At 43.4% G+C, this 15,308-nt stretch carries 14 protein-coding genes; 11 read left to right on the forward strand and 3 right to left on the reverse strand.

Going from position 1 to position 15,308, the window contains the following annotated elements; genetic code table 11:
* Nucleotide 1: 1 nt before the first annotated feature.
* A complete protein-coding gene (locus AC5FX4_RS08585) occupies nt 2-958 on the reverse strand; it encodes an AAA family ATPase (RefSeq protein WP_493606022.1) in 957 nt (318 codons plus the stop codon).
* A 282-nt stretch (nt 959-1,240) separates the two neighbouring features.
* Here AC5FX4_RS08585 and fadI point away from each other — a divergent pair, with 282 nt between their 5' ends.
* From fadI to AC5FX4_RS08630, 9 genes are all read left to right on the forward strand, one after another.
* The gene (fadI, locus tag AC5FX4_RS08590) at nt 1,241-2,551 is read left to right on the forward strand and encodes an acetyl-CoA C-acyltransferase FadI (RefSeq protein WP_493606023.1); all 1,311 of its coding nucleotides are present in this window, start codon (nt 1,241-1,243) and stop codon (nt 2,549-2,551) included.
* Complete coding sequence (gene fadJ, locus AC5FX4_RS08595; protein WP_493606024.1) at nt 2,551-4,719, forward strand: fatty acid oxidation complex subunit alpha FadJ; 2,169 nt, start codon at nt 2,551-2,553, stop codon at nt 4,717-4,719. Before fadI ends, fadJ begins: the two co-directional genes overlap by 1 nt.
* A gap of 135 nt (nt 4,720-4,854) precedes the next feature.
* Nucleotides 4,855-6,384, forward strand: coding sequence for a diguanylate cyclase (locus AC5FX4_RS08600; RefSeq protein WP_493606025.1), 1,530 nt, complete (start codon nt 4,855-4,857; stop codon nt 6,382-6,384).
* A 71-nt stretch (nt 6,385-6,455) separates the two neighbouring features.
* Nucleotides 6,456-7,010, forward strand: coding sequence for an elongation factor P hydroxylase (locus AC5FX4_RS08605; protein ID WP_493606026.1), 555 nt, complete (start codon nt 6,456-6,458; stop codon nt 7,008-7,010).
* Nucleotides 7,000-8,127: an ATP-NAD kinase family protein gene (locus tag AC5FX4_RS08610; protein ID WP_493606027.1), complete on the forward strand. Its 1,128-nt coding sequence runs from the start codon at nt 7,000-7,002 to the stop codon at nt 8,125-8,127. Before AC5FX4_RS08605 ends, AC5FX4_RS08610 begins: the two co-directional genes overlap by 11 nt.
* Nucleotides 8,128-8,136: 9 nt before the next feature.
* Nucleotides 8,137-8,415, forward strand: a complete 279-nt coding sequence (locus AC5FX4_RS08615; RefSeq protein WP_493606028.1) for a YfcL family protein — start codon at nt 8,137-8,139, stop codon at nt 8,413-8,415.
* Nucleotides 8,416-8,479: 64 nt separating this feature from the next.
* Nucleotides 8,480-8,998, forward strand: coding sequence for a hypothetical protein (locus tag AC5FX4_RS08620; RefSeq protein WP_493606029.1), 519 nt, complete (start codon nt 8,480-8,482; stop codon nt 8,996-8,998).
* 33 nt (nt 8,999-9,031) lie between these two features.
* The gene (locus AC5FX4_RS08625; protein ID WP_493606030.1) at nt 9,032-9,568 is read left to right on the forward strand and encodes a TonB family protein; all 537 of its coding nucleotides are present in this window, start codon (nt 9,032-9,034) and stop codon (nt 9,566-9,568) included.
* A 140-nt stretch (nt 9,569-9,708) separates the two neighbouring features.
* Complete coding sequence (locus tag AC5FX4_RS08630; protein ID WP_493606031.1) at nt 9,709-10,788, forward strand: TonB family protein; 1,080 nt, start codon at nt 9,709-9,711, stop codon at nt 10,786-10,788.
* A gap of 67 nt (nt 10,789-10,855) precedes the next feature.
* On the opposite strand, the gene AC5FX4_RS08635 is transcribed toward AC5FX4_RS08630, so the two are convergent.
* Nucleotides 10,856-12,022 (reverse strand): NRAMP family divalent metal transporter, encoded by a 1,167-nt coding sequence (locus AC5FX4_RS08635; protein WP_493607792.1) that lies wholly within the window; start codon nt 12,020-12,022, stop codon nt 10,856-10,858.
* A 161-nt stretch (nt 12,023-12,183) separates the two neighbouring features.
* On the reverse strand, nt 12,184-13,038 hold the full coding sequence (locus AC5FX4_RS08640; RefSeq protein WP_493606032.1) for an HDOD domain-containing protein: 855 nt from the start codon (nt 13,036-13,038) through the stop codon (nt 12,184-12,186).
* A 174-nt stretch (nt 13,039-13,212) separates the two neighbouring features.
* On the opposite strand from AC5FX4_RS08640, the gene AC5FX4_RS08645 reads away from it, so the two are divergent.
* Both AC5FX4_RS08645 and AC5FX4_RS08650 read left to right on the forward strand, forming a co-directional pair.
* Entirely contained in the window at nt 13,213-14,766 is a 1,554-nt protein-coding gene (locus AC5FX4_RS08645) for an AbgT family transporter (RefSeq protein WP_493606033.1), read from the forward strand.
* A gap of 80 nt (nt 14,767-14,846) precedes the next feature.
* Nucleotides 14,847-15,281: a GNAT family N-acetyltransferase gene (locus AC5FX4_RS08650; protein WP_493606034.1), complete on the forward strand. Its 435-nt coding sequence runs from the start codon at nt 14,847-14,849 to the stop codon at nt 15,279-15,281.
* The last annotated feature ends 27 nt before the right edge of the window (nt 15,282-15,308 follow it).

Here is a 15,308-nt window from a genome sequence, read left to right on the forward strand (position 1 = left end):
GTTAAGGTACTGGTACTAGTTCGACAATTTTGCTGATAACTTCATCTTTACTGATGCCATCGGCTTGCGCTTCGTAACTTAAAATAATGCGATGACGCAATACATTGTGGATCACCGCTTGAATATCTTCGGGAGTTACGAACTCACGATCATGTAGCCATGCGTGCGCTCTGGCACATTTATCCAGCGCGATCGTGGCACGTGGACTGGCACCAAACTCAATCCAAGCGCCTAATTGTGAGTCAAGCTTGGCGGCTTGACGGGTGGCGATAATAAGCTGTACTAAGTATTGCTCCAAAGGCTCGGCTAAGTGCAGCGATAGCACGCTCTTGCGTGCCGCAAATAAAGTAGCTTGGCTAATTGGGCTAAAGTGTTCTTGGTGTTGCGCAAGCGCTTCACCGCGTGTGAGTCGCAATATCGCTAATTCGTTTTGTGCTTCTGGATAGTCAATATTCAGATGCAACAAGAAGCGGTCAAGTTGTGCTTCAGGTAATGGGTATGTACCTTCTTGCTCTAGCGGGTTTTGTGTGGCCATAACCATAAATAAGTCGCTAAGCGGATAAGTATTCTTGCCGACTGTGATCTGGCGCTCGGCCATGGCTTCTAATAAAGCTGACTGCACTTTAGCTGGGGCACGGTTTATTTCATCCGCCAAAATGAGGTTGTGAAATAGAGGGCCTTTTTCAAAAACAAACTCGCTAGTTTGCTGGCGGTATATATCCGTGCCGGTCACATCCGCGGGTAATAAGTCTGGTGTAAATTGTACGCGTTGAAAACTGCCTTCAATACCTTTAGCAAGGGCGTTGACTGCACGCGTTTTAGCAAGCCCAGGAGGACCTTCAACGAGCAAGTGGCCATCGGCCAAAATAGCGATTAGAAGTGCTTGTGTTAAAGCGGGCTGACCAATAATTTGGGTATCAAGATAACGTTTTAATTGTGAAAATTCATTTACTGCCATTGCTTTGTCCTTGTTGTGACAAATTTGTGCTCTAAGTTATATGGACTCGTGTAGTTAGTTCAAGTCTAGATTGACATTTTTGCGTCATAATTAGACCTCGGTTTGTCGAATAGTTCCCGAGTTTTTTCAATAACTTTTGCGAGTGTTCAAAAAAACAACTAGGGTAGTGTGTGTTTGATTCTTTTGTAACCAATTTTGATTTTACTATTGGCATTGTGGAAGGGGTTGTTTAGAATCAGGTAAAATTTAACAGGTCAGACCTGTCAGCGGGAGAGCATATCAATGTCTGAGCAAAACATTCTAAAAACAACAAAAGGCGACCGTATCGCGATTGTGAGTGGTTTACGTACCCCGTTCGCGAAGCAAGCGACGGCGTTTCATCACGTACCAGCACTAGATTTAGGTAAGCTGGTCGTCAACGAAATGCTTGAGCGTTTAAATTTTGATAAAAAAGAAATCGATCAGTTGGTGTTTGGCCAAGTAGTGCAAATGCCAGAAGCGCCCAACATCGCACGTGAAATAGTACTGGGTACTGGCATGCCAGTGTCTGTAGATGCGTACTCGGTATCACGAGCGTGTGCAACCAGTTTTCAAGCAATTGCTAACGTGGCTGAATCAATTATCGCGGGCTCTGCGACAGTCGGTATTGCCGGTGGTGCAGACTCATCTTCAGTATTACCCATTGGTGTAAGCAAAAAGCTAGCGGGTAGTTTAGTTGATTTAAACAAGGCACGTACCTTTGGTCAGCGTTTTAAAATTCTATCTAAATTACGTTTTAAAGATTTAATGCCAGTGCCACCTGCGGTAGCTGAGTATTCAACCGGTCTATCGATGGGCCAAACTGCAGAGCAAATGGCCAAAACGCACGGTATTAGCCGTGCTGATCAAGATGCAATGGCACATCGTTCACACACACTTGCAGCCAAAGCATGGGCCGATGGTTTATTAGCTCACGAGGTGATGGCCGCGCATGTGCCACCTTATAAATCATTCATTGAACAAGACAACAATATTCGTACTAACTCATCAATTGAAGGCTATGCGAAGTTGAAGCCGGTATTCGATAGAGTACACGGCTCTGTAACAGCGGCAAATGCAACTCCACTGACTGATGGTGCGGCAGCTGTGTTAATGATGAGTGAAAGTAAAGCCAAAGCGTTAGGTTACGATATTCTAGGTTATGTACGTAGCTTTGCGTTTTCTGCCATTGGTGTACACGAAGACATGTTAATGGGCCCAGCTCATTCAACGCCTATAGCGTTAGACAGAGCGGGTATTACCTTAAAAGATTTAGACTTAATCGAAATGCACGAAGCATTTGCGGCGCAAGCACTTGCCAACATGAAGATGTTCGGCTCTGATAAGTTTGCGCAAGAGAAATTAGGCCGTTCAAAAGCGATCGGTGAAATTGATATGGATAAATTTAACGTTAACGGCGGCTCATTGGCATATGGTCACCCATTTGCGGCAACGGGTGCACGTTTGATCACGCAAAGTTTGCATGAGTTGAAACGTCGTGGCGGCGGCTTAGCATTGACCACAGCCTGTGCGGCAGGTGGTCTAGGTGCAGCCTTTGTATTGGAGAGCGCGTAATGTCAGTATTTAGTTATGAATTAAACGAAAGACGTGTTGCTATCGTCACGATTGACGTGCCGGGCGAAAAGATGAACACCCTGCGTGACAGTTTTGCCGACGATTTGTTAGCAGTTTTAAAGCAAGGCCGTGATGACAACATCACGGGTATGGTATTCATCAGCGGCAAAAGTGATAACTTTATTGCCGGTGCTGACATCAAAATGTTGGACAGTGCCAAAACGCGTGAAGACGCATTAGCCCTGTCTGAAATGTGCCAACAAGCATTTTTCACCATGAGAAAGCAGCCATACCCAACAGTGGCAGCGATCCATGGTGCAGCATTGGGCGGTGGTTTGGAGTTTGCACTAGCCTGTGATTATCGTGTTTGTACTGACAGTGACATCACTAAACTAGGCCTACCTGAAGTGCAACTGGGCTTATTACCTGGTGGTGGCGGTACGCAACGTTTGCCTAAATTAGTGGGTATTCAAAAAGCGCTGGAATGGATGCTAACGGGCAAGCAAGTACGTGCAAAACAAGCCAAAAAAGCGGGCCTTGTGAATGATTGTGTACCACACAGCATTTTAGAGCGCGTGGCGGCTGAAATGGCCACCAAAGGTAAAGCTAAAGTAAGTAAGCCTCGTTTAGACAAGATCAGTCAGCTATTAGAGTCTAACCCGTTTGGTCGAAACATTATCTTCAAAAAAGCGCAAGAAAATGTGCTTAAAAAGACGGGCGGCCATTATCCTGCACCATTGAGCATCATTAAAGCCGTACGTGCGTCAATTGAGCTTGATGAGCTTAAAGCATATAAGACGGAAGCTGAAGGTTTTGCTGACTTGGTGATGACGGATGTGTCTAAATCATTACGTGGTATTTTCTTTGCCACCACGGAAATGAAAAAAGACTACAAAAATGATGATGTGGCACCGATTGAACGCACCGCCGTGCTGGGTGGTGGTTTGATGGGCGCGGGTATCGCTCATGTGAGTGCCGTGAAAGCAGGTGCGTTGGTTCGCGTAAAAGATGTCGCGCATCAAGGTATTAGCAATGCCATGAACTACAGCTTTAAGATTTTGTCGAAGCGCCAAAAGCGTCGCATTATGAGCAAGGCAGAGCTACAACAAACCATGAATCGCATTACGGGTAGTACGGATTACTCGGGCTTTAAACATGTCGATATGGTGATTGAAGCCGTATTTGAGGACTTAAAACTCAAGCAAAGCATGGTGGCGGATATTGAACAAAACTGCCAAGAGAACACCATTTTTGCCAGCAACACGTCATCATTACCGATTGCACAAATTGCGGAGCAAGCAAAGCGTCCTGAAAATGTCATTGGCTTACATTACTTCTCGCCAGTAGAGAAAATGCCGCTGGTTGAAATTATTCCGCACGCAGGCACTTCTGAGCAGACCATTGCACGCACGGTAAACTTTGCTCGCAAGCAAGGTAAAACACCGATTGTGGTTAAAGACAAAGCGGGTTTTTATGTTAACCGTATCCTAGCGCCGTACGTAAATGAAGCCGCTAATTTATTGCTTGCAGGCGAGCCAATCGAGAAAATAGACCAAGCATTGGTTGAATTTGGCTTCCCTGTGGGTCCACTTGCTTTACTTGATGAAGTGGGGATCGACATTGGCTCTAAAATTGCGCCTATCTTGGAAAAAGAACTGGGCGAGCGTTTTAAGGCACCGAATGCTTTTGATCGCATGATTGATGCAAAACGTTTAGGCCGTAAAACGGGTCGTGGCTTCTACTCTTACGAGAAAAAAGGTAAGAAAGTGGATGAGTCAGTGTACGAGCTACTGGGGATCACCACCAGCCCTCGTTTGAACAAGCAAGAAATCGCGAGTCGCTGTGTGGCACAAATGCTTAACGAGGCGGCACGTTGTTTAGATGAAGGCATTATTGCGAGTCCGCGAGATGGCGACATTGGTGCTATTTTCGGTATTGGCTTCCCACCATTCCTAGGTGGTCCATTTAGCTATATGGACAAACGAGGCGTGAACAAAGTGTGTTCTGAGCTATCAACTTATGCAACCGATAACGCAGTATTTACGCCGGCTGAGTCGTTGATGGCGATGGCGAGTAAAGGCGCTAAGTTTTACGATGCGCCAAAAGCACAGCTAAGTGAAGTGGTTTCAGAGGAAACACCCACTGAAGAGCATAGCGAAGCACAGTAGTTTAATAATTGATTTTCGTATAAAAAGCGCGCCTTCATATGGCGCGCTTTTTTTATAGCTCTGAAACGCAAGCTTTTTTTGCTCAAACAAGATTGTTGACTACAATTTAACCATGAATGCGAGTGAGTTTCGGTCATGGGCAAGCGATTTTACCTGCAATTTGGCGCGTTATTGGCGTTGACGATATTAATTAATTTGGCTTTGTTTTACTGGAATGCTCAAGTAGTTGATAAGTCGAATGCACTAAACGCAAATTGGCAGCAAGAAACTTACATCACCATCGAAAAAGCCTCTTTACTCGCGAAGCTTGAACGTAGCATGGGCTATGGTGGCTTTATTCACAACTTCAAAAATTTCGTATTGCGCGGCGATGAGCTCTATTTTCGGCGTGCTCAGCACGAGCTTACTCACATTTATCGCTACATCGATACCTTTAAGCAATTTGATTTATCTACTCAAGAACAGCAAGCAATTAATGCCATTCGAAATACAGTTGAGTTGTATGCGCATAAACTATTGGATGCCAGAGTGGTCGACAAAGATAGAGAAGACATTGGTCAATTAGATAAGGAGGTGAAAGTAGATGATAGCGCGGCCGAACAAGCACTTGATGTGTTGAGAAAGAGCCTACACGTTAGTTATCAGCAAACTTTAGCTCAACAAACGCAATTACATGATGAAACAACCTTATATATAAAGCTTGGCGCTTACTTTTTATCACCGATAGTCTGTTTAACGGCAATACTGAACATGCTCATGCTGTGGTTAATGACGCAGCTATTACGTGAGCGTAATGCGCTGATAGAGATCACCCCTGATGCAATCGTTTATTACAATAAATTCGGTAAGATTTGGCAGGTAAACGAAGTCGCTGAAAAGCAATTTGGCTATTCAAGAAAGGAGTTTCTGACCATGACGATGTCTGACTTGTTGCCAAATCATTTTACAGGCGCATCTTATATCCGAAGTGTTAAGAAGCATCTCAGTCATGCATATCACCGTGAGCAAGAGAACATCAGCACTGTGGTAGGCATTCATAAAAATGGCACAAAAAAGCGCTTTAGGATCACGGCAACCAATGTTGCTACTGGTGAAGGCGAATTCTACATTGCGGTTTTTCATGATTTAAGCGAAGAACAAGCTTTATTGGAAAAAGCACATTTGGACTACCTCACGGGGGTTTATAACCGTAGGCAAGTGTATAATTTATTAGAACGTGAACTGGCACGGCTTAATCGTTATCATCGGCCTTTATCAGTGTTACTCGTAGACTTAGATAACTTTAAGCCGCTTAACGACAATGAAGGCCATCTTGCAGGAGACCTTGCCTTAAAGCAGTTATGCCAGTTTTTAAAAGAATCAGCGCGTCCCACGGATATTATTGGTCGCTGGGGGGGGGACGAATTTATACTCGTTTGCCCGGAAACTGGCCACCATAGTGTCATGAGTTTTGCTCGACGCTTAGTTGAGCATTACGCACAACAAGCAGAGCATGGCCTCACGTTGAGCATTGGCGTGGTTGCCTATGATTTTGTCAGTGATAAACTTTCAGCGGATGAGTGTGTTGATCAAGCAGATCAAGCGCTTTACAAAGCAAAAAGTAACGGAAGAAATCAAGCCGTTATGTATCAACCCGATTTTTTGAACGTTCATTCTCATACATAGCTACTTTTACTTCACGAACAAAAGTACGTACAATCAGCGGCCATTAGTTTGAAGTAGTTTGTTCGTTATCCATGCACAACATTAGTGATCTTATCGAGATCTTTGATACGCAATTCTTTTCTCAATACAACACTCGCTTGATTAAAGGCGATGGTGAGCCTATTTACTTGCCAGCTAATGAGCATTGTCAATATCATCAAGTGGTATTTGCACACGGTTTTTACGCCAGTGCATTACATGAAATTGCTCATTGGCTAGTAGCAGGCAACACACGGCGAGAACAAGAAGATTACGGCTATTGGTATTGTCCTGACGGACGCAGTAAAGCGCAGCAGTTTGAGTTTGAAAATGTAGAAGTTAAACCTCAAGCGATTGAATGGGCGCTCAGCGTGGCGGCAGGTTTTGCATTTAATGTGTCAGTAGATAACTTAAATGGCGAGCAAACATGCCGTTTTAGTTTTCAACAACGCGTACATCATAAAGTGCTGGCATTATTAAAAACGGGCTTCAACAGCAGAACAGAACAACTACTCAAAGCGTTAAGTCAATTTTATCAAACCCCTTGGCCTTTATCTGAAGAACATTTTACTTGGCAATGTCCGCAGGAGCTTCTCGATGCAGTTTAAACTTGGTCTGATCATTAATCCTATTGCTGGATTAGGTGGTAGTGTTGCATTAAAAGGCAGCGATGGCGCTGATACGGCCCAACAAGCCATTGAACTGGGTGCTGAGCCTAGATCCAACGCCCGGACACAGCTCGCGCTTGAGCAATTAGTAAAGCACCATCAGCAGATTGAGGTTTTCACGGTGAATGGCGACATGGGCGAAACCTTAGCACGTAAGCTTGGTTTTAACACGCATGTGGTTTATCAAAGTGCTCAACCAACTACACCTGACGATACTGAAGCAGCGGCAAAAGTGTTGCTTACTCACGGTGTTGACATGATTTTGTTTGCGGGTGGTGATGGCACGGCAAGAAATATTTGTGCGGCGATTGATGACAGCATACCTGTACTCGGTGTGCCTGCTGGCTGCAAAATTCATTCGGGTGTGTATGCCATCACGCCAAAAGCGGCGGGTAGAGTCGTTGAAATGTTGGTGACAGGTGAGCTGGTAACGCTTTCTGAAGCCGATGTGATGGACATTGATGAAGAGGCATTTAGACAAGGCACTGTGAAAGCAAAACGCTATGGCGAAATGCAAGTGCCCTCGGAGCTTCGCTACGTTCAGAGCGTTAAAAATGGCGGAAAAGAAAGTGATGAGCTCGTACTCGCAGACATTGCTGCTTACGTGATCAGTGAAATGGACTCGGACACCCAATATATTATGGGGTCGGGCTCCACAGTGGCGGCTATTATGGAAGAGCTGGGTTTAAACAATACCCTGTTAGGCGTTGATTTAATCCAAGATCATGAATTGTTAGCGAATGATATGACTGCTGCAGAGTTACTCAAGCGGGCGGATGATGCGCCTACTAAATTAGTGATAACGCTTATCGGTGGGCAAGGGCATATTTTCGGGCGTGGCAACCAGCAACTCAGCCCCGAACTGATTAATAAAATAGGTAAAGAGAACATCATTGTGATTGCGACTAAAACTAAGTTGCAGGCACTCAATGGCAGGCCGCTTATTGCAGACACTGGGGATGAGCAACTCGACCAAGCACTCAGTGGATATATTAACGTTGTAACGGGTTACAACGACCATGTTATGTATGCCGTAGGCCATGCAGATTTGAATTAGGAAATAATTATGTCATTTCAAGAATACGTAGATGCTGCTCAGCAGTTTTTTGATAACCTAGTCGACAGAGCGAGCGACGATGAGTTGTTTGCAGGTGGCTACTTGCGTGGTCACTTTGATTTAGCGGTTGGTTATGCACAAGTTAACGGCGAAGTTATCAGCGCAGAAGAGCTGAACGAGAACGTCGAAAAAAGCTTAGTAAAAGCATACCGAAGCGGTGAATTGACCGAAGAAGATAAAGCACATGTTGTGGATATTTGGGAACAAGTGAAAGGGCTGACCGTTTAATTATCTCGTGTTTAAACCTCGTACTTGTTACTATTAAAGGAAATTTATTTTGAAAGGACGCGTTATGTCTATTACTCGTGTTGCGCTTGCTTTAACAAGTGCTCTAATGTGTTCAGTTGCGGTGGCTGATGTGGATGCTCAGACTGAGTTTTCACAAACTTATCATGCATATCAACGTGCATTGCAGAATAAGGATTATAAGCAAGTCCCCTTGTTGGCGAAAAAAGCCTATGAACAGGGCAAGTCAGTATTTGGCGAGCAAAGTGAAAACACCGCAAACCTTGCGTTTAACTACGCAAAGTCGTTGCCGTTTAGTGAAAGTGATGAAGCCATCGCGGCGATGGACGTTGTTATTGACATCTATCGCAAGCAATTTGGTGAGCATGCCTTGCAGTTGATAGACCCTTACATGTACAAAGTTGAAAGGCTTCTACCAGCAAAAAATCGAGAAGCAAGAAAGCATGTCACTTTGGCTGTGGAAGTGGCAGAGCATCATAAAAACCATTTACTTGAGTCAAGAGTATATTTCGAGGCTGCGCAAAAGTTTAATAGGATCAACGATTATACTCGTACCAAAAGCTAATTAGGTCATGCTGATCGTATTAACCAAGAGCACTTGGAAAGAAACGCGATTCACCGTCTAAATGTTGATTTGTGGTATGCAGAGCTACTCAATGGCCGAAAACAATATGATGAAGCGATTGAACGACTGACGCACGTTGTTAGCGTGTTCGAAAATAACTTGGGCTTTGATCACCCGATGGAGATCACGGCGCGCTCACGTCTAGTCAGTTTGTATGAAAAACTAGGCAAAAGTGATGAAGCGACACGTCACTGTCTTGCCATAGCCAAAATGCAACCGTGGAAAGACGATATTCAACAAACGCCGTTATATCGTAAAATGCCAATATACCCAGAGCGAGCAACACAAGCGCAAACAGGTGGGTGGGTCGACCTAGCATTTACGATTACTGCGGATGGTCGTGTTGAAGATATTGAAGTACTTGACGATACGCATGGCGAAATGTTCGTAAAAGAAACACTGAATGTAGTGAAAGAGTGGCGATATGCTCCTAAATTCGAAAATGGAAAAGCGGTGAGTGCGAGAACAAAGTTCAGAATGAATTTTGAATTTGATAAGCGTTCTCTCTAGTCTAATTTATACTCACAAGTGCAGCTAAGTATGAGCTGCACATTTTTCTGATGGTAGTAAAGAAGTCGTCTAAGTTAATGTCTAAAACTTCGCTAAGATGAAACGCATCATCTTAGATAATGATTAAGGACGGATCCCTAATGAAAGTCAAATCAATCGCACTGGTTTTGGCCAGTGTTCTATGTAGCACCCCTTTAATGGCCGCTGCCAACGCAAAAAATGAGTTTTCTGACGCTTATCAGCAATATCAACAAGCCGTTGAAAACCAAGAGAGCCCAGTACAAATTGAGCAGTACGCTAAAACAGCCTACGAGAGAGGGCTTGGCATATATGACGCGCAGAGTGTCAACAGAGCGAATCTTGGTGTTAACTATGCAAAAGCACTTGTCGGTGGAAAGAATAGAGATTTAGCTTTGCCAATTCTTAATGATGCCATTAATGTGCTAGAAAGCCATTATGGAGAACATGGCATAGAGCTGGTTGAGCCTTACTTAACAAAGATAGAACTGCTTTTGCCAACACAACGTATTGGTGCACGAGAGGTTGTTAGCAAAGCACTGGAAATAGCAGTCCACCATAAAGATAAGTTGCTTGAATCAACGGTATATTTTGAGTCGGCGAAGTTGTTCAATATCGCGGGTGACTACCAAAAAGTCAAAAAGTACTTAAACAAATCTAATCGCATCAACCAAGAGCATTTACCTAAAAATTCCATTCATCGATTGACGGTCGATCTTTGGATGGCAGAACTACTCACGAGTAAAAAGAAGTACGAAAGTGCCATAGAGAAGCTTCAGGCGGTTGTCGCCATATTCGATGAGCAACTAGACTTTGAGCATCCTATTGAGCTGATCGCACACTCTCGACTGGTTAATTTATATGAGCGCGTCGGTAAAAGCGAGCAGGCAACCCGCCATTGTTTGGCTATTGCGCAAATGCGACCTTGGGAAGACAACATAGAGCAAACCCCTTTGTATCGTAAATCACCCACTTACCCTAGAAGTGCGGCTCGGGCTAGACAAGAGGGCTGGGTTGCACTTGAATTTACCATCACAAAAGAAGGGTTTGTGGATGATGTTGAAGTACTTGATAAAGATCGAAAATTGTTTGTAAGCAGTGCTATTGAGGCGGTAAAAGATTGGCGGTTTGCGCCTAAGTTTGTGGATGGACAAGCGGTAGAAGCAAAATCACAGGTTAAAATGATTTACAAGATGAGATAGCTCAAAAGCAATACAAATCCGCTTAATTAAGTAGCCGCCAAATAGGTCGGCTACTTGAATGCCTTGATTAAAATTTCCAATATAAAAACAGTAGCGTAAAGCCAAATAAGTAAGCCAAACCCAACCAACTTAGGATTTGCATAAAGCCTTTTGGCTGATTGTCGATCACACTCATCAAACGATAGTTAAACCATGCAAAAATCGGTGTGGTGACAAAAGCCAGAGTCATGGCAAACGTGAGCATGTCCTTCAAGTTGGCTTTAAAAAATAGCACCACTGTCATACCTAATATTGATTGCAGCAAAATAAGTGCTGATAACACATATTTTGGGGTCGTTTTGCGCGTGATATGTAATGCTTCGTTCAGTGTGCGAGCGTAACCATCAAGCACTGTGAGCGTGGTGCCAAACATGCATAAAAAAGCGATTGCGGCGACTAATGAGTGAGACCATTGCCCTATGGTTTGCGTGTACATACTGATCAACTGTTGGCTAAAGGCGATACCGGCCAGTTCAATCTTGGTTGTACTGCCATATTGGATCAATACCCCTAAAGCAAAAAATACCACAGCTAACAACGCGGTGAGCCCGTAGCCTAAATTGAAATCAAATAAGCCTTGTTTAAGTGTCAACTCGGTCGTTCTAGATTTTGCTTTGAGCCACAGTGAGTTGATGGCAGAGATCTCAATAGGGGCAGGCATCCAACCCATTAACACCACTAAAAAGCCCAGCATTGCGAGCTGAAAAGGTTGTGGCGGATCCAATGGGGCAGGGTTAGCCGCGCCTTGAGAAATTGCAACGGCTAAAGCTGCGATAGTTGAGATAGTCAATGTGACCATAATGAGCTTGCTGGCTTTATCTAATACTCGATAATGACCTAACAGTAAGATCAGTAAACACAGGGCTAAAATACCAAAACAAAGCACGGTTATATCAATAGACCAAGGCAAGGCATAATGTAATAGACTTGCCGTGAGTAAAAGTACCCCAGCAGTGTTAACAACCGCAGCGATAATGTTGAGGATGGCAAAAGCAATGAAGATTGCTTTACCTTGTTGATGATAGCCTTGCACAAGGCTTTGCTTGCTTATCAGCGTATATTCAACGCCAAACCTAAAAAACGGGTATTTTAACAAGTTGACGGCAATGATAAGCCAAAGTAATTGCCAACCAAACAAGGCACCAGCCTGCGTGGCTGCAACTAAATGGGAACCACCAATGGCGGCGGTCGCCATTAAGATCCCCGGACCCAATGAGCTAAATTTATTTTTTAAATCTGATAGCACAACATATCCTTTTTATTTTTTGTGCCATAGTAGCGTTTGATACGTAAAAGCCAAACAAATTATTTTACATTGTGTCGGCTTCCAACGCTTTATGATGAAGTGGTCTGTGTTTAGCCAAATTTAGATTGAAAGTACTCCTCGCTGTCTTCTTTGATATCGTTATAGTCGTCTTCATTAAGTTCCAGAGCATACAGCACTTCTTGCTTGACTTTATGCCAGTCTGAGGAAGGGCTAAAACGTTTTTGCATATGTACTAAGTTTTCAGCCATTTTTAAGGTAGCGAAACTGAGGTGGTCCTCTAGAGGGTGGTCTTCCAATAAAAACTCACAGTCATGATGGCGCAGAATAAGTTGGCAAATGTTTTTGGGCAAATGCCAACTATTTGCCATGAAATAACCCACAACCGTATGATTTGTTTTGAAAAGTTTATCTTCAAACTTAGTGAGCGGCACTTCATGTTTGGTGTTTGCAAGATCTAGCATTTTGGCATACTCGGGGTATTTCACCGCCATGGCGGGAATGCCTGCATCATGAAACAAACCCAGCATATGCAGGTTTTCCGAAGGCACCTTTGAGCTAATTTTTTTTCCTATGAGTGTTGCAATTGAGGCAATTTCTGTGGATGTATCCCAAAAGCGCTCAAGGCTGATACAGCAGCTATTTTGGTCAAATGCCTGTTGTAATAAGCAGCAAGTAACCAGTTGCGTGACACTGTCTAGACCTAAAATCATCACAGCTTGTCTTATATCTGTGATAGTACGTGCCATGCCATAGGTGGGTGAATTAATTACTTTCAACACAGCTGCCGAGGTAGAAATATCCGTTGCGATTAAATTAGCTATATCATTGAGTTCAGGTTCAGGTTGTTGCAGCGCCGATTGCAGTTTTTCTAATAATTCCGGTTTTGGGGGAAGATTAAAACCCTTTTTTAAATCATTAATAACTGCTTCGTTTATGTCTATCATAAGTCCCCTGAGTCAGCCATGTTTGGTGAGTTATCTGTAAGCTTAGCTCACTTTTTTGATTTATAGGTAAACAGTTCACGTTAAGAAAGTTATTACAATAACTTCATCTTACTAAGTTGCTCAAAAAGCAAAACTTGCGGTATGGTTAGGCAATTTTTTGACTAAGGAATGATTATGGACTCACAAGCGAATAGTGAAGTAAATAATGGCGCAGTGGCTCGATTTTTGAATTTTATTGAACGGGTAGGCAATAAGTTGCCAGATCCCGCCATGATATTTTTATTTTCAATGTTGTTGATATGGGGATTGTCTTGGCAGTTTTCTGCCACTCAATTTGACTCAATAGACCCAAGAACGGGGCAAGCCATTGTTGTGCATAACTTGCTCAGCGGGGATGCATTAGCTGGCTTTTTAGCATCCATGGTTAAAACGTTTACTGGCTTTGCACCACTTGGTGTTGTATTAGTTGCTATGTTGGGTGTGGGTGTCGCAGAGCATTCTGGCTATATTAATGCCGGTCTTAAGCTAATGCTAAAGCGTACACCGCAAGCCTTGTTAACGCCTTCAATTATTTTGATAGCGATTGTAAGCCATACTGCGACTGACGCTGGTTATGTGTTGGTTATTCCTATCGCTGGGGTTATTTATTACGCCATGGGCCGTCACCCGTTAGCCGGTATTGCCGCAGCGTTTGCAGGTGTAAGTGGTGGATTCAGCGCTAACTTTATACCATCGGGTATCGACCCGTTGCTACAGAGCTTTACACAAAGCGCAGCGCACATTATTGACCCGACTTTATCTGTTAACCCACTTAATAACTGGTTTTTTACCTCGGCATCGAGTGTCTTTATTATTCTTTTAGGTTGGTACATTACAGATAAGATCATTGAACCTAGATTAAAAAACACACCTGTTGATGGAGATACCGATAGCCTTCCACAATTCCATGAAGTAACGGATTTAGAGAGGAAAAGCTTTTATATAGCAAGTGCGGTAATGGTAGCAGGATTAGCGTTATTAGCTTATGCGGCAAGTGGTGAAGATTCAGCGCTGAGAAGCCCTAGCGGCTCGCTTACTGATTTTAGCGCGCCATTGATGCAGTCTATTGTGCCGTTGATTTTCCTACTGTTTTGGATCCCCGGCATGGTATTTGGTTTCATAGTTGGTACGTTCAAAACGTCAAAAGACATGATTGATGCCATGAGTAAATCTATGAATAGCATGGCGTACTATATCGTTATGGCGTTCTTTTGTGCTTTGTTTATATCGGCTTTTGCACAATCTAACTTGGGGGCATTGTTGGCTATCAAAGGCGCTGAAGTACTAAAAGCACTCGCATTACCAAGTGGTGTAACCGTGGTTGGTATTATCTTTTTAACTGCGTTTGTTAACCTTTTTGTAGGCTCAAGTTCAGCGAAATGGGCACTATTAGGCCCAATCTTTGTTCCTATGCTGATGCAGCTTGGGATCTCACCAGATCTTAGCCAAGCGGCTTACCGTGTTGGTGATTCAAGTTCAAACATCATTACGCCTTTGATGCCATACTTCCCACTCGTGGTGGTGTACTGTCAAAAGTATGTTAAAGGTACGGGCATAGGCACACTTATCGCGATGATGTTGCCATATTCAATTGCGTTTTTAATCGGTTGGAGCTTATTTTTGTTAGCTTATTGGGGTTTAGATATTCCGTTAGGGCTACAAGCAAGTTATGAATATATAAACTCATAACTTTTTACAAAAACACAATTGCTCAGGCTCCAAACTATGGTATGTTTTATGAACTTTAAAGCATATGCAAGGAGCCTGATGTGCAACCTCATGTTACCAGTCAACTTTCTGACATTCTTCAGCATTTAGATACGATCCATGGTTATATCGGCCAGTCTTATTGGGCCGAAAATATTCCTAAAGCTTTACTCGAAAAAGCAATTGAAAATAGTGTTAATTTCGCAATTATTAATAACGAGCTAGGTTTACAAGCTTTTGCGCGTGTGATCACTGACAAAGCCACATTTGGTTATCTTGCCGATGTGTTTGTACTACCTGAGTTTAGAGGACAGGGCTTAAGTAAGTGTATTATGGAAGCGGTAAAGTCTCATCCTGAATTGCAAGGGCTGCGCAGAATGATGCTTGCGACACGAGATGCCCATTCATTATATGAGCAATTCGAGTTTGAGAAAGTGACTGATCCAACACCGTTTATGCAAATCACAGTGCCTGATATTTATAAACAACCTTGTTAGGCTTTTTGATAAGTAATAATTGATATA

The organism is Pseudoalteromonas sp. ATL1, from assembly GCF_058933015.1.